This window comes from Ignavibacterium sp., assembly GCF_025998815.1.
Classification (GTDB): domain Bacteria; phylum Bacteroidota; class Ignavibacteria; order Ignavibacteriales; family Ignavibacteriaceae; genus Ignavibacterium.
This window is the reverse complement of record NZ_AP026678.1, coordinates 3,491,186-3,515,132: the sequence shown is the minus strand read 5'-3', so window position 1 is coordinate 3,515,132 and position 23,947 is coordinate 3,491,186. Positions and strand designations below refer to the sequence as shown.

General features: G+C 34.4%; 18 protein-coding genes and 1 pseudogene. 10 read left to right on the top strand and 9 right to left on the bottom strand.

Features of this window, described 5'->3' with window-relative positions; all coding sequences use genetic code 11:
• Positions 1–34 precede the first annotated feature (34 nt).
• The 5 genes from Q0X14_RS15400 (at position 35) to Q0X14_RS15380 (ending at position 8,082) form a co-directional block, all read left to right on the top strand.
• The gene (locus Q0X14_RS15400) at positions 35–970 is read left to right on the top strand and encodes a hypothetical protein (protein ID WP_297840596.1); all 936 of its coding nucleotides are present in this window, start codon (positions 35–37) and stop codon (positions 968–970) included.
• An 11-nt stretch (positions 971–981) separates the two neighbouring features.
• On the top strand, positions 982–3,459 hold the full coding sequence (locus Q0X14_RS15395; RefSeq protein WP_297840593.1) for an Ig-like domain-containing protein: 2,478 nt from the start codon (positions 982–984) through the stop codon (positions 3,457–3,459).
• 140 nt (positions 3,460–3,599) lie between these two features.
• Positions 3,600–4,580: an aldo/keto reductase gene (locus Q0X14_RS15390; protein ID WP_297840590.1), complete on the top strand. Its 981-nt coding sequence runs from the start codon at positions 3,600–3,602 to the stop codon at positions 4,578–4,580.
• Entirely contained in the window at positions 4,577–6,403 is a 1,827-nt protein-coding gene (locus Q0X14_RS15385) for a PQQ-binding-like beta-propeller repeat protein (RefSeq protein ID WP_297840588.1), read from the top strand. The genes Q0X14_RS15390 and Q0X14_RS15385 overlap by 4 nt, the downstream gene beginning before the upstream one ends.
• Before the next feature lie 146 nt (positions 6,404–6,549).
• A complete protein-coding gene (locus Q0X14_RS15380; protein WP_297840585.1) occupies positions 6,550–8,082 on the top strand; it encodes an AbgT family transporter in 1,533 nt (510 codons plus the stop codon).
• Positions 8,083–8,161: 79 nt separating this feature from the next.
• Here Q0X14_RS15380 and Q0X14_RS15375 read toward each other — a convergent pair whose 3' ends face one another.
• The 5 genes from Q0X14_RS15375 to Q0X14_RS15360 all read right to left on the bottom strand — a co-directional run bounded on the left by Q0X14_RS15375 (position 8,162) and on the right by Q0X14_RS15360 (position 11,823).
• Positions 8,162–8,668 (bottom strand): lipocalin family protein, encoded by a 507-nt coding sequence (locus Q0X14_RS15375; protein WP_297840582.1) that lies wholly within the window; start codon positions 8,666–8,668, stop codon positions 8,162–8,164.
• Between the two features lie 21 nt (positions 8,669–8,689).
• Positions 8,690–10,036, bottom strand: a complete 1,347-nt coding sequence (locus Q0X14_RS15370) for a glycoside hydrolase family 3 N-terminal domain-containing protein (protein ID WP_297840579.1) — start codon at positions 10,034–10,036, stop codon at positions 8,690–8,692.
• 105 nt (positions 10,037–10,141) lie between these two features.
• Positions 10,142–10,279, bottom strand: a complete 138-nt coding sequence (locus tag Q0X14_RS15670) for a type II toxin-antitoxin system HicA family toxin (RefSeq protein ID WP_366522784.1) — start codon at positions 10,277–10,279, stop codon at positions 10,142–10,144.
• Positions 10,280–10,376: 97 nt separating this feature from the next.
• Positions 10,377–10,604 (bottom strand): hypothetical protein, encoded by a 228-nt coding sequence (locus Q0X14_RS15365; protein WP_297840576.1) that lies wholly within the window; start codon positions 10,602–10,604, stop codon positions 10,377–10,379.
• Positions 10,605–10,686: 82 nt separating this feature from the next.
• Positions 10,687–11,823, bottom strand: coding sequence for a DUF5009 domain-containing protein (locus Q0X14_RS15360; protein ID WP_297840574.1), 1,137 nt, complete (start codon positions 11,821–11,823; stop codon positions 10,687–10,689).
• Positions 11,824–12,013: 190 nt separating this feature from the next.
• Here Q0X14_RS15360 and Q0X14_RS15355 point away from each other — a divergent pair, with 190 nt between their 5' ends.
• Both Q0X14_RS15355 and Q0X14_RS15350 read left to right on the top strand, forming a co-directional pair.
• On the top strand, positions 12,014–13,438 hold the full coding sequence (locus Q0X14_RS15355) for a transglutaminase-like domain-containing protein (protein WP_297840572.1): 1,425 nt from the start codon (positions 12,014–12,016) through the stop codon (positions 13,436–13,438).
• A gap of 17 nt (positions 13,439–13,455) precedes the next feature.
• Positions 13,456–14,664 carry a C40 family peptidase gene (locus Q0X14_RS15350; RefSeq protein ID WP_297840569.1) on the top strand — a complete coding sequence of 403 codons (1,209 nt, stop codon included), beginning with the start codon at positions 13,456–13,458 and terminating at the stop codon, positions 14,662–14,664.
• 99 nt (positions 14,665–14,763) lie between these two features.
• On the opposite strand, the gene Q0X14_RS15345 is transcribed toward Q0X14_RS15350, so the two are convergent.
• The 4 genes from Q0X14_RS15345 to Q0X14_RS15330 all read right to left on the bottom strand — a co-directional run bounded on the left by Q0X14_RS15345 (position 14,764) and on the right by Q0X14_RS15330 (position 20,946).
• Positions 14,764–16,866: a M3 family metallopeptidase gene (locus Q0X14_RS15345; RefSeq protein ID WP_297840566.1), complete on the bottom strand. Its 2,103-nt coding sequence runs from the start codon at positions 16,864–16,866 to the stop codon at positions 14,764–14,766.
• 26 nt (positions 16,867–16,892) lie between these two features.
• Positions 16,893–18,410, bottom strand: coding sequence for an MFS transporter (locus Q0X14_RS15340; protein ID WP_297840563.1), 1,518 nt, complete (start codon positions 18,408–18,410; stop codon positions 16,893–16,895).
• A 42-nt stretch (positions 18,411–18,452) separates the two neighbouring features.
• A complete protein-coding gene (locus Q0X14_RS15335) occupies positions 18,453–19,370 on the bottom strand; it encodes a BadF/BadG/BcrA/BcrD ATPase family protein (protein ID WP_297840560.1) in 918 nt (305 codons plus the stop codon).
• Between the two features lie 88 nt (positions 19,371–19,458).
• On the bottom strand, positions 19,459–20,946 hold the full coding sequence (locus Q0X14_RS15330; protein WP_297840557.1) for a Na+/H+ antiporter NhaC family protein: 1,488 nt from the start codon (positions 20,944–20,946) through the stop codon (positions 19,459–19,461).
• Between the two features lie 223 nt (positions 20,947–21,169).
• Here Q0X14_RS15330 and Q0X14_RS15325 point away from each other — a divergent pair, with 223 nt between their 5' ends.
• The 3 genes and pseudogenes from Q0X14_RS15325 to Q0X14_RS15320 all read left to right on the top strand — a co-directional run bounded on the left by Q0X14_RS15325 (position 21,170) and on the right by Q0X14_RS15320 (position 23,834).
• Positions 21,170–22,024 carry a phytanoyl-CoA dioxygenase family protein gene (locus tag Q0X14_RS15325; RefSeq protein ID WP_297840554.1) on the top strand — a complete coding sequence of 285 codons (855 nt, stop codon included), beginning with the start codon at positions 21,170–21,172 and terminating at the stop codon, positions 22,022–22,024.
• A gap of 7 nt (positions 22,025–22,031) precedes the next feature.
• Positions 22,032–22,577, top strand: a pseudogene (locus tag Q0X14_RS15665) (peptidoglycan recognition family protein); the annotation flags it as partial.
• A gap of 51 nt (positions 22,578–22,628) precedes the next feature.
• Positions 22,629–23,834: a DUF1343 domain-containing protein gene (locus tag Q0X14_RS15320; RefSeq protein ID WP_366522817.1), complete on the top strand. Its 1,206-nt coding sequence runs from the start codon at positions 22,629–22,631 to the stop codon at positions 23,832–23,834.
• Positions 23,835–23,947 lie beyond the last annotated feature (113 nt).

The following is a 23,947-nucleotide window of genomic DNA, read 5'->3' as shown; positions in this document are numbered from 1 at the left end:
TATAATTATCAAATAAAATTAAAAGGCACTTCTGATGAGAATAAAAATCATCGTCTTAATGTTAAATCTTCTTCTGATGAATGTTGTTGCTCAAACTCTCCCGATCAAAATTACTGGTTCAGTTGAAGACATTTGTATGAATCCAACAATTTCACCAAATGGTGAATTTGTTGCATTCACAAAAGCAGGATACCAGGGTATCTGGATTTATAAATTTTCTGATAATTCTATCAATCAAATCACTGATGAAATTGCTGCCGGTTTCGCAATGCAATGGTCACCTGATTCAAAATTTATTTTAAGCAGACCAGCTTATTATGATGGACCGATTCGCTACAACGCAGTTAAAATTTATAATGTAGAAACTGCTGAAGCAATACAACTTACTGATTACAGAACTAAAATGCCTTCATTACCAAGATGGTCAAATTACAATGAAAATGTTTTTATCGTAACTGATAATCAGATTGAAAGCTTTAGTACCGGACTAATTGCAAATGTTGAACAAAGACAAAGTTCAGCACAATTTTTAGTTTATCTGACTAATGATGATAAGATTGGTGTAAAAGATTTAACTAATAACACAATAAAAATCTTTGAACCTACTCCTGGTAAAAAATGTATGAACATTTCCGTTTCTCCCGATAACCAAAGAATTGCATTTGAGATTTACGGAGGTAATTTGTATTCGATGAAAATTGATGGAACTGAGTTAGTCGATTTAGGGAAAGGTTACAGAGCAAAATGGATGGCTGATTCACAACACCTGATTTATATGATTACTGAAGATGACGGACATCAGTTTACTTCATCAGACATTTATACAATTAAATATGATGGAACTGAAAAAAGAAACATCACAAATACAAATGACAAAATTGAATTATCACCTTCCGCTTCTTTTATGAACAACAAAATTGTATTCGAAGTTTTTGATGAAGGTTCAATCTACTTTATGAATTTGGATTAATGGAGTTTAAGATGAAAATAAAAAATTTAGCTGTCATCACATTTATAAGTTTAATTCTGTGCAACCACTTTGATATGAAAGCACAGGTTACAGGATTATCGAACTGGAATATTTATCTGGATCCCGGACACAGTCAGTTTGAAAATATGGGAATTTACGGTTACTCGGAAGCAGAGAAAAACTTAAGAGTAGGTTTGCATCTCAGACAAATGTTACTCAACTGGACAGACATTGATACAGTTTACATTTGTCGTGAAAATGATTCTGTTCAGGTATCACTGGGACAAAGAACTGATCAGGCAAACGCACTTGGTGCTGCTCATTACCACTCAATCCACAGCGATGCTGCATCTTCACCAACTCCAAACAGCACTTTACTCTTGTGGGGACAATTAGGAATCAACGGTCCTGAAAAATATCCTCCGGGTGGAAAAAAGATGAGCGATATTATGGTAGTTCTTCTGACTGCCGGAATGCGAACAACTACAAGAGGTTCTATTGGAGACAGAACATTTTATAATGTCCCAGGATCAACTCCATATCTTTGGGTAAACAGAGAAACAAATATGGCTTCAGAACTTAGTGAAGCTGGTTTTCATACTAATCCAACTCAAAACCAAAGAAATATGAATGAGCTTTGGAAAAGAATGGAAGCCAAAACAATGTTCTGGACAATATTAAAATATCACAATCTTTCGCGACCTTATGCCGGAACTGTTGCAGGAATAATTACTGATTATGAAAGTGGTTTACCAATCAACGGTGCAATCATAGAGATAAACGGTCAGATTGATACTACTGATACTTATGAATCTTTGTTCTATCGTTTCGGATATGATCCTGAATTTTTAAGAAACGGTTTTTACTACTTTGAAAACATACCTCAGGGAACTCATCCGATTAAGTTTTACAGAAATGGTTATGATACTTTACTGACAACAGTTACAATGCCGGATACTTTCATTACATTCAAAGATGTGCAGATGATTTCAAATGTTCCACCAACAGTTGCAAGCACTTCACCAGCAAATGATACTCTTTATCCGGGATATGAAAGTTTCGTCATAAACTTCTCTCGACAAATGGATAGAGCTTCCACTGAAAATGCAATCAACATTAATCCTTCTGTTGGGGTTACTTTCACCTGGAGCAACAGTGATAAAACTTTGTCAATTAATACATCAAACTTTGCCTTTAATTCATCATACCAGATTACAATAAATCCAACTGCCCAGGGAAAATTCGGTCATCCATTTGATGGAAATGGCGACGGAACTCCCGGAGATGCTTTTACAAAAACCATATACACAAAACCGCAGGATGTAACTGCACCGCAGATTCTGAGTGTTTATCCGGACCCAAATTCAACAGATGTTGAAATAAAACCTGTTGTAAATATCTTATTCGATGAACCGCTTAGCACATCAACAGTTTCGGGTAAAGTTAAAGTTTACAGAAATTCTAACGGGACTTTTGCAAATGGAATTTTGAGATTTTACACAGTAAACGGAAAAAGCGCTTTGAACTTTTTCGTTACGACATTGCTTGCAGAAAATGAAACTTACACAATTCAACTTCTTCCGGGAATAAAAGACCTTTACGGAAATGAAATCACTTCACAAAATGATTTTACTTTCACGACTGGAAGCAATACATACAATCAATTACTTCTGATTGATAATTTTGAAAATGGTGTTGGTTCCTGGTGGCAACCAACCGAATCCGGTTCAACTGTTGGAGTAAATCCTGCAAATACAACAATGGCTCTTAACTCTTCGATAGTAAATCTTAATACAGGAAGCACAAGGTCAATGCAATTAAATTATGATTGGAACACAAGCGCTTCTAACTGGTTGATAAGAGAAAAGTATACTCCGGTTACTCCAACATTTGACAACACAAATATTCTTCAGACTTTTGTCTGGGGTGATGGAAGCGGAAACTATTTCAGATTTTGTGTAATTGATCAGGGCATTGGCGGATATGAAGTAAGTCCCTGGTATGAAATAGATTGGGTTGGCTGGAAAGCTGTTAACTGGAACCTTGCTGAAGGACAAACCGGAACATGGCTTGGAAATGGAGTACTCGAACCACCGTTGAGAATTGATAGTTATCAGCTAACATATTTCCCCGGCAATCCAAGCACCGGCACAATTTATTTTGATGATTTACGAATTGTAAACTTTGCACCATTATCGGTTGAACAAACGGATCCGGAGTTACCTGTTTCTTATCAACTTGAACAGAATTATCCGAATCCGTTTAATCCATCTACAAAAATTAAATTCAGTATTCCTGAACAGACTTCTGTTAAAATAATTGTTAGCGATATTCTCGGAAGAGAGGTTACAACTTTGGTTGATGATGTTTTGAATGCAGGCAATTACTCTGTTGAATTCTCTGCTAATGATTTTTCGAGCGGAGTTTATTTCTATTCTTTAATTACAGATAATTTCAAGCAAAGTAAGAAAATGATATTATTGAAATAATTATTCTGTGGGGAAAGGTCTCCTGACCTTTCCGTGCTTATAAGATTTAACAATAAAATTACCAACGCAACTAAAAGGTTGCGTTTTTATTTGTTACGGTATTCATAAATTTGTGAACAAAAAATAACATTCAGGTATATATGAACTACAGAAAATTCGGGAACACAGATTTACTCGTGAGTGAAGTTGGTTTTGGTGCCTGGGCAATTGGTGGTCCGGCAAAGGTTGGAAATTTACCAATCGGTTGGAGTAATGTTGATGACAACACTTCGATCGAAGCTCTCAAAAAATCTTTTGACCTTGGAATTAATTTTTATGATACAGCTGACTTTTATGGCTTCGGACACTCTGAAGAACTTATCGGAAAAGTTTTTGGTAACAGAACTGATGTTATAATTGCCACAAAAGTTGGTCATCGTGTTGAGAATGATCAAATTCTTCTTGACTATACCAAAGCTCACATTCTCAAATCCTGCGATGAAAGTCTGAAAAGATTAAAAAGAGATTATATTGATTTCTATCAACTTCATTCAGCAAAACTAAATCATCTTGAGGATGGTCAATGTATTGAAGCTATGGAAGAACTGAAATCTAAGGGCAAAATCCGGTACTGGGGAATTTCTCTTAACACTTTCAATCCATATCCAGAAGCTGAATTTTTAATGCAACGAAATCTTGCTTCTGGTTTTCAGGTTGCATTCAACATCATAAATCAAAGAGCGATTAAACTTATCGAAGCTGCATCCCAAAAAGGTTATGGAATAATTGCAAGAATTCCGCTTCAGTTTGGATTGCTTACAGGCAAGTTCACCAAAGAAACAAGATTTAGCGAAGATGATCACAGAAGTTTCCGTCTTAAGCCAGAATTTCTATCTGAGCTTATTGATTCCCTGGATGATGTCTGGAAAATTTCAGACAAGTATAAAGTGGATAAAGTTACTTTTGCTTTAAGCTTCATAATGAACCACAAAGGAGTTTCAACAGTAATTCCGGGAATAAAAACACCTGAACAGGCAATTAAGAATACACAAACATTAATAAAAATTTCTCAGGAAGATCTGGATTTAATTCATCATTTGTTCGAAATTAAATTTGATTCTTTAGTAAGCAAGATGGCATGAAAAAAATTTTTGTTTTAATACTTCTTTATCTCTCATCATCATTTCCGCAGCAATTAAAATTTGCTTGGCTGACAGATATTCATATCGGTTATCCAACAGCTAGTGAAGACTTAAATCAATCCGTAAACGATATTAATTCAATTAAAGATATTGACTTTACAATTGTCTCCGGTGATATAACTGCAACTGGTACACTTGAAGAGCTTTCACTTGCAAAATCAATTCTCGATAAACTTAATAAACCTTACTACATTATTCCAGGCAACCACGACACAAAATGGAGTGAATCCGGTTGCACAGATTTTATACGGCTTTGGGGAAATGACAGATTTGTTTTTGAAAATCAGAGTTTGCTTATTATTGGTTTGCACGAAGGACCTCGAATGCGAATGGCTGACGGTTATTTTGCACCGGAAGATTTACGATGGTTTAATTCATTATTCAAAATAAAATCTGATTCTGTTAAACCAATGATTTTTATTACTCACTACCCTCTTGATGAAAGCATTGCAAACTGGTTTGAAATGACGAAACGATTGAAAACTCTCAACACAAAGTTTGTTTTGTTTGGACATGGACACGCAAATAAAATTTATAATCTCGAGGGAATTCCCGGAATAATGGGAAGGTCAAATTTAAGAGCAAAGGAAGAAAATGGCGGTTATAACATTGTTGAGATTAAAGATGACTCTGTATTTTTTTATGAAAAGAATAATTCGAAAGAAAATTATAGCAGATGGCATTCAATCAGCATATCTAAAAAACTAAATTTTACAGAAACAAAATTTCCGGATTATTCTATCAACAATTTCTATCCAAATGTAAGAGTAAAATGGCGGTACAACACCGGCTACACGATTGGTTCTTCTGCTGCGGTGAGTGATGAAAATATTTTTGTCGGAGATGTATCAGGAAAATTTTATTCTTTGAATATTAATGATGGAAGTGTTCAGTGGACATTTAAATCAAATAATGCAATTTATTCATCTCCTGCAGTTTCATCTGATTATGTTGTATTTGGTTCTGCTGACAGTTCTATTTATTGCTTAAGTAAAAATAACGGTGAATTAATCTGGCAATTCAAAACGAATGCTGCAGTGCTTGGCTCACCACTAATTCACAACAACATTGTTTATATCGGAAGCAGTGACAAAACTTTTCGTGCAATCAATTTACAAACAGGAAAAATTATCTGGCAGTTTTCAGAGCTGAATGGATTTGTTGAATGTAAGCCAGCTTTGATTAATGATAAAATTATTTTTGGTGTCTGGGATGAACATCTTTATTGCCTTAATGCAAATTCCGGAAATCTCATCTGGAAATGGAAAGGCGATCGTGAAGGAAAATTTTATTCACCGGCTGCTTGTACACCTGTAATATCTAATGGAACAGTTTTCATCGTTGCACCAGACAGACAAATGACAGCAATTGATATTGAAAGTGGTAAACAGTTGTGGCGAACCGGAAAATATCAGGTGCGGGAAACTATCGGAATATCAGAAAAAGGTGATAAGATTTTCATCCGAACTATGAACGATACAATTCTTGCACTTCCCTCTTCAAAAGAATTACAGGAACCAATGTGGATAACTGATTGCAAATTCGGATATGATATTAGCTCAGCACAAATAATTGAAAAAGACGGAGTAATTTTTTATCCTATTAAAAACGGTGTTATCTATTCGCTTGATTCATCAAATGGAAATATTCTCTGGAAGCACAAAATCACAAATGGATATGTAAACACAATAACTGCGATCAGCAAAAACCAAATCATCGTAACTGATTTTGATGGGAATATAATTTGTTTGGTTGTAGAGTGAGTAATCTTTTTAACAAAGAACTTCGCAAAACTTTTCAGTCTCTTTACCTACCTGATTTTTTTCTCTCGTTTACTCCATCATTTTTTATATATTACAAAATAATTATCTAAGCTTTATAACAATCCGATAACAATACAGGAAGCATTATGGCAGAAACTCAGAATAAGACTAATAAATATCTTGAAAAATTTCTTGGTATTGTGGAAAGTGTGGGAAATAAATTACCAAATCCAACAACACTTTTTGCAATATTTGCTCTAGCAGTTATTGTCCTTTCGTGGATAGTCAGTCAGTTTGATTTTTCCGTTATTCATCCGGGAACAGGAAAAGAAATAAGACCGGTAAATCTTATGTCGGTTGAAGGTCTTCACAAAATAATTCTTAATCTTATTACTAACTTCACTTCATTCGCACCTCTTGGAACTGTGCTTGTATCGCTGCTTGGAATAGCTGTTGCAGAACATAGTGGTTTGATTGGAACTGTACTTCGTTTGCTTGTTCTGAAATCGCCTAAAAAACTTCTGACATTTGTAATTGTTTTTGCCGGAATTCTTTCGAACACTGCAAGTGAAATCGGATATGTTTTACTTGTTCCTTTATCAGCAATAATTTTTCTTGCTGCAGGAAGACATCCGATTGCAGGTTTGGCTGCAGCGTTTGCCGGAGTTTCAGGTGGTTACAGCGCGAATCTCTTACTTGGAACTATCGATCCGCTTCTTGCCGGACTCACTCAGGAAGCTGCTCACATTATTGATAAATCTTATGAAGTTAATGCAGCTGCAAATTATTATTTTATGTTTGTTTCAACTTTCTTTATAGCTGCTGCAGGAACCTGGGTTACTGAAAGAATTATTGTTCCGCGACTTGGTAAATATGAAGGAAGCGTTAAGGCAGAAGAGATTAAACCATTGTCAAAAGATGAAATAAGAGGTTTATGGTATGCAGGATTTGCAACTTTAATTTTTTCTGCGGTAATTCTTGCCGGCTTAATTCCTGAGAATGGTTTTTTGAGAGATCCAAAAACACAAGGAATACTTAAATCTCCTTTCTTAAGCGGAATTGTTACATTCATTTTCTTTGGTGGTGTAATTGTTGGTCTGGCTTATGGAATAGGTGCTAAAACAATTAAATCTGATAATGATGCCATTAAAGGAATGAATAAATCTATGGAGACACTTGGTTCTTACATCGTGCTGGTGTTTTTCGCTGCTCAGTTTGTTGCGTTTTTCAATTGGACAAATCTCGGTTTAATAGTCGCAGTAGAAGGTGCAAACTTTTTGAAATCATCAGGATTAGGTCCGATTCCACTACTTATTTCATTTATAATTATTTCGGCAATAATTAATCTGTTCATCGGAAGTGCATCAGCAAAATGGGCGGTTATGGCTCCTGTGTTTATTCCAATGTTTATGTTGCTTGGATATTCCCCTGAACTTGTGCAGGCAGCTTACAGAGTTGGTGATAGTGTAACAAATATTATTTCACCAATGATGTCTTACTTTGCATTAATAATTGCATTTGTTGGAAAGTACGTTCCCAAAGCAGGTATAGGAACTTTGATTGCAACTATGGTTCCTTATACAGTAATATTTTTCATTATATGGACTATATTATTCATTGTTTGGTTTGCGCTTGGGATTCCGGTTGGTCCTGGGGCACCAATGTTTTTGGAGAGATAAATTATTAAACTGAAAATTATCAAACCTTACTTATTATAAATAATGAGACGAGCAGATCACTCGTCTCATTAAAATATTTTCACTTAAAGTCCTGTGGATTATATCCTTGTTCTTTCAGAATTGAATATATTTTTTCCAGAGTCTCGTTATCTAGTTTTGGCTGACGGGCTAATATCCAGCCGTACTTTCTGGTCGGAGTTCCAACAATTGCCCACTGATAATTTTCATCAAGTCCGATTATCCAATAATCGCCCCAAACAGGTCGCCATCCGAGTATGCTGAAAAAACTTACTTCGAGCTTTGCATTTGATTTCTTATCAACAACTCTTGCAACGCCTTCTGTTTTATCCAAATCTCCATCTTCATCAAAACAAGAGTTAACTACTTCAATCTCTCCGTTTTCTTTAAGTGTGTATCTGGCTGTTGTTCCTTTAACACATTGACTTTGAAAACGATTTGGAATTTTTGCTACTTCATACCAAAGCCCGGCATATTTTTTCAAATCAACATAATCAACTGTTTTCAGTTCTTTTTGTTGTGCGAAGATATTCATTGCAAACATTACAATTAAAAAATATTTAATCATTCATTAATCCTTTGTTAAAAATTATTTGAGTAAAACGACTTTATGATTCAGTATTTTATTCTGCATTTTCATTCTTATGAAATATATTCCTGAGGCAAGCTCATTGGCATTAAAAGAAAATTTATAAATTCCTGCTGTTTTATACTCATTCATTAATTCAGCAACTTCTTCTCCCACAATATTGAATACCTGAACAGAAAGATTTCCATCTGTCGGAATTTTAACAACAATATTTGTTTGAGAATTAAATGGATTAGGATAATTGAGTAATTCAAAATCATCCGGAACAAATTGAATAATATCCTGATGAACATTTGTTAGTTGTTGTTTCTTCTGAATAATTCTGTTATACGACTCATCAATTCTTTGCTCAGTTATTTTACCTTCGGAAATTTTATTCATTACAATTCCAACAACGCTATCAACAAGCGATTTACCTGAAAGCTTATTTGTTGTATAAAGAAGAATATCGTTTCCGGCATTGATTGCAAGTTCCACAGCTTCATCAAATGAGTAATTATTTGAGATAGCACCCATAAACATTCCATCCGTAATAATCAATCCATCAAATCCGAGTGAATCGCGAAGCAAACCGGTTAAAGTTTTATTTGAAAGAGATGCCGGATAGACCGAATCAATCTGAGCATTGAAAAGATGTCCGCTCATTACAAAATCATCATATCCATTTTGTATCAATCTTTTATATGGAATTAATTCTGAATCTGCCCAGGTATTGGTAATGTCGGTAAAACCGAGATGAGAATCTGTTGATGCACTTCCGTGTCCGGGAAAATGTTTCAGACAGTTGAAAATATTTTTCTGATGAAACTCATCTATAAACCACGAACAATGATTAAATACGGTATCCGGAATGCGTGAAAAACTTCTGTCAAGATATCCGATTGCAGGACTTTCAGGATTAACATTTACATCGGCAACTGGTGCGAGGTTAAGAGTTATTTTAGCATCTTTCAACCAGCCAGCCATTAAAGATGCCCAGCTTCTGTTAATGTTTTCATCGTTAAAAATTGTTCCTATCTGAAAAGCAGAATAAGTTGAAGTGTAACCATTTGTTTCTCTTAATCGTGCAATCCTTCCACCTTCCTGATCAATTGCAATAAATAATGGAGTTGAAGAAAGATTATGAAGCTGAGTTGTAAGTTGGTTAAGTTGAGTTGGTGATTCAATATTCCCACCAAATAAAATTACACTTCCTACTCCCCTGTTTTGCAAATCATTTATAATAACTGAATCGCTTAATGTTTTGCCTGAAAATCCAACCATTATCATTTGTGATATTTTATGATAAAGATCAGTTTGAGGAAAGAAAGTTTGAGTGAATAAAAGGAACAGTAGAATTTTTTTCATATTATTTTCTGCTAAGAGTGAAATCTATTTAACTAATTACACAAACCAGATGGAAAGCATAAATTCACCAATGCTCTCATTAAATATTGATCATCAAACAAAAGGCTATTCATAATAAAATTGTCCTCTGAGTTCACTTTCCGGAATATACTTAGTTGCTTGTCTATAAATTGCTTTTAGTGTTCCTTTATCAATCTCTTTATGGTTAGGAAAAACTAAAACTTGTCTTTTACCTTGATGCAATCATAAAATTTTAATATGACTTCCTTTTTGAGAGATTACAGAAAAACCAAAATCCTCAAATAACTTAATTAAATCTATTCCTGAAAGAACTTTTAACTTAGGCATAGATAAGGTTGTTCAATTCAATATTAGCAATTATAGCGGGATTAGTCTGAATATCATATTTGGATAAATCTTCATCTTCAAGAAACAACTTAAGCGATTCCTTAAGATTATTTATCAATTCATCTAATGTTTTACCCTGAGTTACAACAGGAATATTAAACCCTTCAGCGATATAATATAAATCACCTTTGTAAATAGAAAATTGAATTACTTTTCTCATAAATCACCTTAATTTTTTGTCCAACTTAATAACTAATTCTTTTCCAGAAAATTAAAAAATAATTTCAGTTATTCAGCTTTCATCAAACTTTTATAAAAATTTTCTTTGCGTAAAGAATCCACATCAAGCCAAGCCAGAATAAAATATAAAATATTGCCCAGGCAAGTGATGCATTAATTGGTTCTAACCAGGAAAGGAAAAATGTTTCAAATAAATATGATTTAATTGTAAAAACTTTTCCATCTTCAGCTGTCCATTTTACCATATACATAATTCTGCCTAAAATGCCTGAGAGAAAGAAAACAGTAATTGCATTCATACCATAAACTAAAAATGGTTTTGTCCACCAGGTAATTTTTTTCACATCAATAAACCAATAGCAAAATCCGAGAAAATGCAAAGCAAGTCCGGCAGTCCAAAGTACATAGGAGCTTGTCCACAAATTTTTATTCAGCGGAAACCAGAAACTCCAGATCCAACCGGCAATCATTAAAACATTCGCCCAAATAAACAGATAAACTACTTTTTCTTTCTGATCATTTTCACTCCTTAACCAGTTGCCGGTAAAAATACCAAGCATAGCAGAACCGATAGCAGGAATTGTTGAAAGAATTCCTTCCGGATCCCACAACTTTGTTCCACTCCACAAATGCGCACCTAAAATCATCTGATCAATCCACGCAGATAAATTTTTTCCTGGTTCGAAATTAGCATAACCAACTCCGGGTACAGGAATAAAACTCATAACAGCAGCATAAAGAATTAATATCGCTGCAGTAAACCAATACTGAAACTTTGTTGAAGTGGTTAAAAATAAAAATGCTGCCACACAATAAACGATTGCAATTCTCTGCAGCACTCCGGGAATTCTTAAAGTCTCCCACGAAAACTGATGACCGAATAATAAACCGAAAGGAAATCCGTTCAGAATTATTCCAAGCAAAAACAAAATTACAGTTCTTCTGATAATATTAAGATAAAGTGATTTCATACTTCCGCCCTGAGCTTTGCGCTTGGTTAATGAGTATGAAATCGCAACACCAACGATGAAAAGGAAAAACGGAAATATCAAATCAGTAAATGTACATCCATGCCATTCCGCGTGAAGCAACTGCGGATAAACAGCACTCCAGGTTCCCGGATTATTAACCAAAATCATCCCCATAATTGTAATTCCCCTGAACACATCAAGAGAGACTAATCGTTCGGAAGGTTTCATATTATCTCCAATGAAGAATAATTACAACTCAAAAATAAGTAAAATGAAATTGAATATTATCCGTTTTAATAAGTTAGATAAGTTAAATCCGTGTTCTCAATATCGTATAATATTCCTGAAATTTTATATGGAATTACTTTAATTTTACCAAAGAGCAAAAAATAATTTATTCAAACCCGATAGAACTGATATGAAAACAATCATTCTAACAATTATGTTATCAACTTTTATTCTTCCACAAACAAAATTCGATGATGTTAATGAGCTTGTTAAAGCAGGTGAATTTACCATAGCAACTAAACTTATCGATGAAAAAATTAAAACAATGAACTTATTGCACGAAGAAATATTTCAACTTCAGTTTGAAAAAGAACGACTTGAAAGAATCAGAAAAGATTTTAACAAAACTGCTGATGACATATTGAAGTATGTCAGAAAGTATTATCCGAATGCAACTGAATCGGATTTGCAAAAATGGGAGGAAGATGGCTCACTTGAGTTCAAAGTAATTGATGGTAAAAAATGGTACTTCGCTAGAGCAGCATCAAATCTTTTCAGGATAAATAAAGAAGCAAAAAAGCAGAAAGAATTGGTAGATGGTTTTAAGAAAGACCCTCTTGATGTTTTTCTTGAATCCTATATTCCAGAAGTTCTTGATGAATCAGCCAATTCTCAGGAAAAACTTGTAAAGCCGGTTACATTCAAATTAAATTATAAGGTTACTGTTGAACCAAATGTAGTTCCGCCTGGTGAAGTGATAAGATGTTGGTTACCATTTCCAAGAGAAGGTCACGAAAGACAGAAGAATATTAAATTGCTGGGAATAAACTCAGATGAGTATGTAATCGCAAGCAATGATAACTTGCAACGAACAATTTATTTTGAAAAAGTCGCACAAAAAGATCAAACAACTGTTTTTAACATCGCACTTGAAGTTACAAATTACGCTGAAGTAAATTTTATTGATCCTGATTTTGTAAAACCCTACAACAAAAATTCTGGTTTATACAAAACTTTTACCGCTGAAAAAGCTCCGCATATTGTATTCACTGATAAAATCAAAAATCTCTCAAAAGAAATTGTGGGTGATGAAAAAAATCCTTACCTAATTGCTAAGAAAATATTCACATGGATTTCAATAAATATTCCGTGGGCCGAAGCGAGAGAATATTCAACAATAGAAAATATATCCGAGTATTGCATTAACAGAAAACACGGCGATTGCGGAATTAAAACACTTTTGTTTATGACTCTTTGCAGATTCAATGGAATTCCTGCTAAATGGCAAAGTGGATGGATGCTTCATCCGGGTGAAGTAAATCTTCACGACTGGTGCGAAATTTATCTTGAAGGTTATGGATGGGTTCCCGTTGATCAGTCATTTGGTATGGTAGATTCTGAAGAAGATAATGAAAAATATTTTTTCCTCGGAAGCATTGACCCTTACCACTTGATAATAAATGACGAATACTCAACTCCATTGTTCCCGGCAAAAATTTTCCCGAGAAGTGAAACCGTTGATTTTCAGAGAGGTGAATTAGAATGGCGTGGTGGAAATTTATATTTTGACAAATGGGATTATCATATGGAAGTTGATTACATTGAACCAAAATAAAGTCAGAGGAATTTTTTATGAAAAAATTTTTAACAATAGTTTTTGTTTTATCAATTCTTTCAAATAATATTTTATCACAGGTGAATCCTGATATGGAAAAAGTAAAATCGATTATAAAAGATGTAAAAGAAAAATTCGCACCTGACAAAAGAGTAGCTGTATTCAATATTGAAGTTGAGCAGCCCGAGAAGAAAATAATTATAAAAGGTGAAACCAATCTTCCTGAGGCAAAGAATTTTCTTATCAAAACACTTGATGCGGAAGCGATAAAGTATGAAGATAAAATTGAATTACTTCCATCAAAGCAATTGGGCGATAAAATTTACGGAGTTGTAAATCTTTCTGTTTCAAACATCAGAACAAATCCTGATCATCCGGCAGAACTTTCCACTCAATCTTTGCTTGGCACACCAATTCAAATTTTGAAGAAAGGACAATGGGGTTATTATCTTGTTCAGACTCCAGATGGTTACATATCCTGGCTTGATGATGATGGGTTTCAGATGATGAATGAAAATGAATGGAACGAATGGAAAAAATCAGAAAAGATAATTTATACAAATGAATTCGGGTGGGCTTATGAAACTGCAGATATAAAATCACAACATATCTCTGATTTAGTTGCAGGAAATCTTCTCAAGTTATTGTCCGAAGAAAATGATTTTTATCAGGTTGAATTTCCGGATAAACGAATTGCTTATGTTCTTAAATCAGAATCGGAAAGATTTGATGAATGGTATAAAAAGCTAAATCCAACCGGCGAAGATATACTAAGCACTGCATACAGATTTATGGGAGTTCCATATTTGTGGGGCGGAACCTCAGCTAAAGGAATGGATTGTAGCGGATTCACTAAGACAGTTTATTTTCTGAACGGAATTATTTTACTAAGAGATGCTTCACAACAAGTTAATACCGGTGAATTAGTTGAAACAACCAATGGTTGGGAAAATCTGCAAGCCGGTGATTTACTTTTCTTTGGTTCTAAAGCGAATGGCGAGAAGAAAGAAAGAATTACTCATGTTGCAATTTATATTGGTGACGGCGATTTCATTCACGCATCAGGTAGAGTAAGAATTAATAGTTTTAATAAAACAAAACCATATTACAGTGAGTATCGCGATAATGCATTCATAAGAGCAAAGAGAATTTTATCTTCAGTTGGTAAAAATGGAATTGAAAGGATAATGGATAATGAGTTTTATAATGTGAAGACGACTCAATGAGTCGTCTCTGTTTTAGATAAGTTATGAACTTAATCTTCTGATCTTTACTATATTTTATGAGACGAGCCAATGGCTCGTCTCCACTTTCTAAATATGATTTTACTTCTTAAATCCCAATCTCTTAAGTAATGCATCAACCTTTGGTTCTCTGCCTCTGAATTTTTTATACAATTCCATTGGATCATCGCTTCCGCTTTTCTCAAGAATATTTTTTCTGAATGATTCAGCAACTTCCTGATTAAATAAATCTGTTTCAAGAAATGCTTCGAATGCATCAGCATCAAGAACAGCTGCCCAGCTATAACCATAATATCCTGCTGAGTATCCATCTCCACCAAAAATATGGTTGAAGTTGGTGCTTTGATATCTTGAAGCGATTTCAGGAATCAAACCAATTCTGTTTAAACTTTCTTCTTCAAATTTATTTACATCTGTTTCAGTTGGTTGATTTAGTGTATGCCAATCCATATCAAGAAAAGATGCAGCCAGATATTCGGTTTGCTCAAATCCTTTGTTGAAGTATTGCGAGTTCTGAATTTTTTGTATCAACTCATCAGGAATTGGTTCATTTGTCTGATAATGTCTTGCGTACATTTTAAGTACATCCGGATGTGATGCCCAATTTTCCATTATCTGAGACGGAAGTTCAACGAAGTCAACCGGAGATCGTTTTGAACCGGGATAAGTTGATCGAGCAAATAAACCATTCAAAGCATGACCGAATTCATGAAATAAAGTATTAACATCATCAAAGCTAAGCAGAGCTGGTTTATCGGAAGTTGGCTTTGTGAAGTTACCGACATTAACAACAAGCGGATAAATCATTTCACCATCCATATTTGATTGTCCGCGGTAGTAACTCATCCACGCTCCGGCACGTTTTCCGTTTCTTGGATAGTAATCTGTATAAAGAATTCCGACTAAAGAGCCATCTGCTTCCTGAACTTCATAAACTTCTACATCGTTGTCATAAACTTCAATGTCATTCCTTTTAATGAATTTAATTCCATATAACTTACTTGCAACATCAAAAGCACCTTTACGAACATTTTCCATTTTGAAATAAGGTCTGAGCATTTCTTCATCAAGAGCGTATTTTGCTTTCTTAACTTTTTCAGCATAGTACCACCAGTCCCAGGCGGCTAATTTGAATTTTCCACCCTCGTCATTAATTAATTTTTGCATTTCAGCAGCTTCAACTTTTGCCTGATTGATTGAAGGAAGCCAAAGCTCATTTAAAAACTTTAAAACATTTTCAGGAGTTTTTGCCATATTCTTTTCAAGTTTGAAGTGAGCATAGGTTTCATACCCGAGTAGCTTTGCTTTTTCAATTCTCAATGCAACGATTTTCTTTATGATTTCTTTATTGTCAAATTCGTTATTGTTATTACCTCTGTTGATGTATGCTTTGTATAATTTCTCTCTCAATTCTCTTTTTTGTGAATATTGAAGGAACGGCGTCCAGCTTGGTCTCTGAAGATTAAAAGCCCACTTCCCTTTCAAACCATTAGCTTCTGCAAGTTCTGCGGCTGCTTTTATTACTGCATCAGGCAATCCTGTTAAATCTTCTTCTTTATCAACTACGAGTCCCAATGCATTAGTTTCCTTTCTCAGATTATCACCGAACTTTAACTGAAGAGAGCTTAATTGCTCATTTATTTCTCTTAATCTTTTCTTTTTATCTTCACTTAATCCGATTCCAGCGCGGGTAAAATCAGTGTAATAATTTTCCAGCAAACGTAGTTCTTCTTTGTTCAAATTAAGTGATTCCCTCTGATCGTAAATTGTTTTTATTCTCTGATAGAGTTTTTCATTCAGATAAATATCATTGTTCAGTTTTGTCAATTGCGGAGTAATTGTTTCGGCTACTTTCTGAAGTTCATCATTGGTATTTGCACTTGTGAGATTAAAAAACACTCTTGAAACTTTTGTTAACAACTTTCCGCTTTTTTCAAGAGCAGCAATTGTGTTTTGAAAAGTTGGAGCTTCGGGATTATTGATAATTTGTTCCAACTCTGCTCTTTGTTGTTTAATTCCTTCTTCAAGTACGGGAAGAAAATGTTCATTCTTTATTTTACTGAATGGTGGAGTTTGAAAAGGAGTTTTCCACTCTTCAAAAAAAGGATTGTTCGAAATAGTTTGTGCAAGCATAACCGTTGAAATGAATGTTAATAAAAAAACTTTTGATATGATATTTCTCATTTTACTCTCCTGATTAGATTTGAGAATTATTTTTTATCTGCTTTAATTCCAAACTCCGGATCAATTTTTACTAAAGCTGTAACGATGAAACCCGGAATAGTTGAAGCCACAACCCACAAAAAGAAATTAGAGTATCCAATGGCTTCCTGTAAAGCACCACTGAACATACCGGGAATCATCATTCCAAGCGCCATAATACCAGTGCAAATTGCATAGTGTGCTGTTTTATGCTCTCCCTGTGAAATCATAATCATATACATCATATATGCAGTGAAGCCAAATCCGTAACCAAATTGTTCAAATGCTACTGCTGCACTGATTATAAAAAGATTCGTCGGCTGTGTTTGTGATAAATAAACAAAAACCAAATCTGGTAAATGCATAATAAGAACCATTGGCCATAACCACCACTTCAATCCCTTTTTTGAAATAACATAACCGCCAAGCAAACCACCAGCTGTTAAAGCCAAAACACCGATTGTTCCATAGACAATACCGACTTCGGAAGTAGTTAATCCAAGTCCACCTTTATCGCGAGGATCTAATAAAAACGGTTGAACAAGTTTAACAAGTTGGGCTTCTGCAAATCTGAAGAAAAGAAGAAATGCAAGTATTATCCATATATCTTTCTTACGCATAAAGACTACGAATGCTTTCAGGAACTCGATAAAAGGAGTAAAAGCATCATTTTTATTTCCTGAGTTTTCAAACTTATCAACTTGTGCAGCAACAATTGTTCTGAATAAAACCACTGCAAGTATCACGAGAAGAATAGTACTCGTAATAGTTTTTCCCATTGATGAAATATTCATTAAAGAAAGGAAGAAGTTCAGAATTTCATAAAGAATAAAAAATGAAACTGCAACCAAAAGAAATCCACCAATCAGAAGTAAAATCTGTTTGGCAGATAATTTTTTATCAGCTAATGTTCCTTTATCCTCAAGTGGATATGGTAAAATAAATTTGTGGTAAAGAAACAGAATTAAAAAGAGTATTCCCATCACAATAAAAACAACAGACCAGGCACCTTTGATTCCGAGCTTTCCTTCCAATTCGCCTGCAATTATCACAAGCAAACCTGAACCAACGATTGTTGCTACACGATAGAAAGTACTTCTAACACCAACAAACGCTGCCTGATCTTTTTGAGGAAGACTGAGCATATAAAATCCATCTGCAGCAATATCATGAGTAGCAGAACTGAATGCCATCAATGCGAAGACAAATAAAGTCAGATGCCAGAAATATGAAGTTGGTAAACTTAGTGCTATTCCAAACAGAGCAGCTGCAACAAAAAACTGCATCGTAACTGTCCAGAACCTTTTTGTTTTGAACATATCGACAAAAGGTCCCCACGCAAACTTCAAAAACCATGGAAAGTAAAGTAAGCTGGTAAAAAATGCGATGTCGGTATTCGAAACTCCTAATCTTTTATACATCATAACAGAAACTGACATCACCATTACATAAGGAATGCCTTGAGCAAAATATAAACTTGGAACCCAATACCAAGGATTTCTATATTCAGTTTTTTGATTTGACATTCAGTCTCCTTTTTAACGAGGATGAAAAATTTTTTGATTTGATTACGAAATCTGTTTTGCCATTATTGCAGCACCTATCTCAGGTGGATTTTCAGCATCCTTGATTATAACATCATCAAACTTTTGCACTACTTTTTCTTTGAAACGAAAAGAGTAATAATTTTCAGTTGTGATTAAACTTCCTACCAATGCTAAAAATAATTTTTTCTCTTTAAGTTTTTTTCGCATAGAATCAATATGAAGAATGAGTTCATCAGCTTCTGATTCAATAATTGTTTGAGCCGGATTGTCTCCTCTTTGTGCAGCTTCAATCACTAACGGTGCAACGGAAGCGATATCAAAATTGTTCCGGTAGATTTCAGTTATAAGACTTTCCGGTGAGTCAATCTTAAATTTTTCTTTTAACAATTCTGAAATAAAAGTTTTGTTTCCTCTTCCGTCAAATTCTTTTGCAACAAGAGATAATCCTTTCTGACCAAGTCTGAACCCACTTCCTTCGTCACCAATAAATCTACCAAAACCTCCAACACGATGGATATTTCCTGCTTTGTCTTTACCGAACATTATTGAGCCGGTTCCTGCAATTAAAATACTTCCGGGTTTTCCGCTAAACGCACCTTCAAGTGCAATTCTTGCATCACTTTCAACCCGAAAATTTTTTAACGGGATTCTTTTATGAGCTGCAAGATGAGTTATTGCTGTCTCAAGTTCTTCGGCATCATTTCTTCTGCCTCCGCCCGTTGTACCCAAAACAATTGCGGCAATATCTTCATACCGGAGGTTTAAATGATTTGCACATTGAATGACAAGACTTAGAATTGTTTCAGCAACTTTATCTGTTCCCAGCATTAAAAAGTTGGACGGACCACCTGTAACTTCATAAAGTGGTTTAAGTTCAAAGTCTGTGATCACACATTTACTTTTTGTTCCGCCTCCATCAATTCCGATTAGGTACTTCACAGAATTTTCCTGAAAATATTTTTAAAAGACGAATGCAAAATAGAAATTTTAGAAAGCATTATGAATTAATGAAAGAATAATAAACAGTTTAATGAATAATTATTCCTAAAATCAAATATAACAATGCTGTAATCGCACCCGCAGTTAACGCATAAGGCAATTGAGTTTTTACATGATCTATATGATCACTTGCAGAAGCCATAGATGAAATAATTGTAGTATCAGAAATTGGTGAACAATGATCTCCGAAAACTCCGCCTCCAAGTGCTGCTGCAATTGTAAGATAAAGATTTGCATCCAGCGCTTGTGCCATTGGAACTCCGATTGCAATCATAATTGCAAAAGTTCCCCATGAAGTTCCCGTCGAAAAAGCAATAAAGCAAGCAACAATGAAAACAATTACGGGAACAAAATTCGGAGATAACCATTGTTTGGAAAGTTCTGCGGTGTAAATACCTGTTCCGAGTTCCCGACAAACTGTTCCTATCGCAAAAGCTAACATCATTAGCAAAGCTAAAGGTATCAAACCACTTATTCCTTTGAATATAAGATCAATTGTTTCAGAAAAAGTAAAAATTTTCTGAGAGATGTATAAAACACTGCTAACGATAATTGCGGTTAATACAGAATATAAAACAGCTGTTGAGCCCGAACCTTTTCCCAATGCAAAGAATATTTGTTCATACCATTTGTATGATGAGATGTTTTCAACCTGACTCCAACCGGTGTAAAGCAACATCAAAGGCATCATTCCAACCATCACAGAAATAGGAAGAATCATATTGATTGCTTTTTCTTTTACATTATCTTTTTTCTCGAGTGAGACAACATCAGCGGAAATTAATGGAATTGCTCCATCTCTCAATACTTTACCTTCTTCTCTTGCTCGCTTCTCTGCTTTCTTCATCGGACCAAAATCTTTTTGACTTATTATTACGAATAAAACCATCGCCATTGCAAGCATTGGATAAAAGTTTAGAGGAAAAGCTTTGACCAAAACTTCAAGAGGATTTGCAAAACTTTGAGCAGCAATCAAACCCATTATATAAGCTCCCCACGCATTCAGCGGAATTAAAATACAAGTAGGTGCTGAAATTGAATCAGCAATGTAGGCAAGTTTTTCTCTTGGTATTTTTAGTTTATCAAATATTGGTCTGAACACTGTGCCAACTGTCAAAGCATTAATACTTGATTCCACAAAAATTGCAGCTCCTGTTGCCCACGCTATAAGTTGGACTGTTTTTCTTCTGTTTCCGATTTTCTTCTGTTCAAGTTTATCGAGAAAATTATTAATCAATTTAACAAATCCAGATACTCCACCAGACCTTTGAATAAAAGCTATCAGTGCACCAACTAAACTGCTGAACATAATGGTTCTTGTATTTCCTGCATCTTTAAAGACATCAACAAGTGCCTGAACTGTTGCAGTTGTGCCATTTACAAAATTTCCATCGCTGAGAATTATCCAGCCCAGCCAAATTCCAAATAAAAGTGAAACAAAAACCTGACGAGTTTTAATTGCAAGTGCAATTGCTAAAACAGGTGGAAGTATTGAAAGGAAACCGTGATGTTCCATAGATTCCCGTGTGAAGTTATTAAAAATTCTGTGATGATTTAACCAAATAATATTTTCCGAATTATCTTTTATAAAAATACAAAAGAAGATTTTAGTTATTAAAAAATTTTTTAATAGAATATTTCACATTAATTCTTCCTTAGTAAAAATTCATTTGAAGAAAGTTTTTTATGCATTTAGATTAGTTGTGCAATTATTTTCTTTTATAAACAGGTAATAATCAATGGTTAGAATTGAAGGATTAACTGAATCATCAGCTTTCGAAATTCTTAATTCTGAAATATCAGATTCATTAAAACAATTTCTTAACACACCAAAAGAGTTGTCCAAAGAGCAAATTAATTTCTACCACAACAATGGTTATGTAAAAATTGAAAATGTTGTTGAAGAAAATTATCTGACTGAACTGAGAAGAATTATTGAAGCTGCTGTTTTTATAAGAAAAGGAAAAGATGAAAGAGATTTGAAACAAAAATCACAGTATGAACAATCATTCCTTCAATGTGGATATTTGTGTTTGGATTTTCCTGCTGTAAAAGAAATTGTGTTCGCAAAAAGATTTGCAGGAATTGTTCGAGACTTAATGCAGGCAGAACATATCAGACTCTGGCACGATCAGGCATTATTCAAAGAACCCGGTGGCAGAATTACCGATGCTCATCAGGACTGTAGTTACTGGCCTATTCACGAACCACAATTTACTTCAACAATGTGGCTCGCACTTGTTGATGTTCCGGTTGAAAAAGGTTGTCTTTACTTTTATCCCAAAACAAATGATCCGAACCTTAGAGAGTATGTGGATATTTTCAAGAATCCTCATCAGCCTGAATTTCTTAAAAACGAAGAAAAAGTTTTTGTTCCACTAAATGCTGGAGATGCAACATTTCACTCTGGTTTAACTTTTCACGGCGCAGGTCAAAACAAAACAAATCAGATGCGTGAAGCAATGACTGTTATTTATATAAAAGACGGAGTTACATTTGATTCATCCGACGAAAGAAATAAAACACATACCTCCTGCATTGGACTACAGGAAGGCGAAATAATCAATACTAAATACACACCAATTTTAATTTAAAGTTACTATGACGAAACTTATACAAATTCCCGCTATTCTTTTAATTGTATTTTTATTCTCTCAGTGCGCTACAACCTCTGAGATGATTATTATTTCCGATTTACATTATCCCTCTGACCTGAAAGTTATATCGCGCTCAGACTGGGGTTGGCAACCACTTACACAAACTTTGTCTCAACATAAAATTGATAAAATAACAATACATCACGGTGGAGAATTTTTCGCTGAAGATAAAGATATGATTCAGTACTTAAGAAATCTTCAGAGCTGGAGCAGAAGAGAAAAGAAATGGATTGATATTCCTTATCATTTTATGATTGACCTCAAAGGAAATATTTATGAAACACGACCAATTAATTATCCGGGTGATACAAATACAGATTATGATGTAACAGGACACGCATTGATTTGTGTTGTTGGTAATTATGAGGAACAAAAAATTAATCAAAGTCAGCTTAATGCTTTGGTAAATCTTATTTCTTTTCTTAAAGATAAATACAATGTAGCTGATAAGAATATTCGCGGACATAAAGATTATACAAATCAAACTGTCTGTCCCGGAAAAGATCTTTATAAGTACATTGAAGATGGAACTATTGTAAGAATGGTTCATGAAAAGAAAATGATTGTGAAAACTAAAGCAAAAGTGAAAACCGGAATTGAAGTCTTGCGTGAAAAAAATTTTGATATTCTGAAAGGCAAAAGAGTTGGATTAGTTACAAATCCAACCGGTGTGGATAGCAAACTAAAATCAACAATTGATATTTTATTTGAAGCTCCGGAAGTAAATCTCGTCGCTCTTTACGGACCTGAACACGGAGTCAGAGGAAATTATTCTGCCGGTGAATATGTTGATTTTTATATTGATGAAACAACAAAACTTCCTGTCTACTCTCTGTATGGAAAGACAAGAAAACCAACAACTGAAATGTTAAAAGATGTTGATGTCTTGGTATTTGATATTCAGGATATTGGTAGCCGTTCTTATACTTACATAAGCACTATGGGATTGGTAATGGAAGCAGCAGCCGAGAATGATAAAGAAGTTGTTATACTCGACAGACCAAATCCTCTTGGTGGAAACAGAGTTGAAGGAAACTTAGTTGAGGATGGTTTCTATTCTTTTGTCAGTCAGTTTTCAATTCCATACATACACGGTTTAACAGTTGGTGAGTTAGCTATGCTATTGAATGAAGAAGGTTTGTTGAACAATAAAGCTAAGTGCAAATTATCAGTTGTTAAAATGGAAGGTTGGAACAGAAGTATGTATTTTGAAGAAACCGGTTTGCCGTGGGTTTTAACATCGCCACATATTCCGCATCCTTACTCGGCATTTTATTATGCTGCTTCCGGAATTGTCGGTGAACTTCGCGGAGTTGTTTCAATTGGAATTGGTTATACTCTTCCCTTCCAGACTTTTGCCGCTGAGTGGATTAATTCTGTTGAATTAGCTAACAAGATGAACTCATACAATTTGCCGGGAGTAATTTTCCGACCGATTACTTATAAACCATATTACGCTTTCGGAAAAGATAAAATGTTAAACGGAATTCAAATTCATATTCTGGATTATGATATCGTTGAACTGATTCCAATTCAGTTTTATTTTCTTCAGGCAGTAAATGAATTGTATGGAAAAAATTTAATTGTAGAAGGAAGCAATAACGATATGTTTGATAAAGTTCTCGGCACAAACAAGATTCGCGAAAAGTTTATTATAAATCAAAAGGTTGAAGAGATTATTCCTTATCTGAATAAAGACATTGATAACTTCAAAAGAATTTCAAAAAAATATTATTTGTATGATTAAAAATTTCTTATATCGAATTTGATTTTTTCACTGATAACACAGATTAAATTTGATTTATCTGTGTGCTATTAAACACGACTGCTATCAACGATTTAATTTTAATAAAAAATAAA

Bases quoted from the DNA above. Each gene is read 5' to 3' on its own strand.
- Q0X14_RS15400 (WP_297840596.1), top strand. From the start codon at position 35: ATGAGAATAAAAATCATCGTCTTAATGTTAAATCTTCTTCTGATGAAT.
- Q0X14_RS15395 (WP_297840593.1), top strand. From the start codon at position 982: ATGAAAATAAAAAATTTAGCTGTCATCACATTTATAAGTTTAATTCTG.
- Q0X14_RS15390 (WP_297840590.1), top strand. From the start codon at position 3,600: ATGAACTACAGAAAATTCGGGAACACAGATTTACTCGTGAGTGAAGTT.
- Q0X14_RS15385 (WP_297840588.1), top strand. From the start codon at position 4,577: ATGAAAAAAATTTTTGTTTTAATACTTCTTTATCTCTCATCATCATTT.
- Q0X14_RS15380 (WP_297840585.1), top strand. From the start codon at position 6,550: ATGGCAGAAACTCAGAATAAGACTAATAAATATCTTGAAAAATTTCTT.
- Q0X14_RS15375 (WP_297840582.1), bottom strand. From the start codon at position 8,668: ATGATTAAATATTTTTTAATTGTAATGTTTGCAATGAATATCTTCGCA.
- Q0X14_RS15370 (WP_297840579.1), bottom strand. From the start codon at position 10,036: ATGAAAAAAATTCTACTGTTCCTTTTATTCACTCAAACTTTCTTTCCT.
- Q0X14_RS15365 (WP_297840576.1), bottom strand. From the start codon at position 10,604: ATGAGAAAAGTAATTCAATTTTCTATTTACAAAGGTGATTTATATTAT.
- Q0X14_RS15360 (WP_297840574.1), bottom strand. From the start codon at position 11,823: ATGAAACCTTCCGAACGATTAGTCTCTCTTGATGTGTTCAGGGGAATT.
- Q0X14_RS15355 (WP_297840572.1), top strand. From the start codon at position 12,014: ATGAAAACAATCATTCTAACAATTATGTTATCAACTTTTATTCTTCCA.
- Q0X14_RS15350 (WP_297840569.1), top strand. From the start codon at position 13,456: ATGAAAAAATTTTTAACAATAGTTTTTGTTTTATCAATTCTTTCAAAT.
- Q0X14_RS15345 (WP_297840566.1), bottom strand. From the start codon at position 16,866: ATGAGAAATATCATATCAAAAGTTTTTTTATTAACATTCATTTCAACG.
- Q0X14_RS15340 (WP_297840563.1), bottom strand. From the start codon at position 18,410: ATGTCAAATCAAAAAACTGAATATAGAAATCCTTGGTATTGGGTTCCA.
- Q0X14_RS15330 (WP_297840557.1), bottom strand. From the start codon at position 20,946: ATGGAACATCACGGTTTCCTTTCAATACTTCCACCTGTTTTAGCAATT.
- Q0X14_RS15325 (WP_297840554.1), top strand. From the start codon at position 21,170: ATGGTTAGAATTGAAGGATTAACTGAATCATCAGCTTTCGAAATTCTT.
- Q0X14_RS15320 (WP_366522817.1), top strand. From the start codon at position 22,629: ATGGTTCATGAAAAGAAAATGATTGTGAAAACTAAAGCAAAAGTGAAA.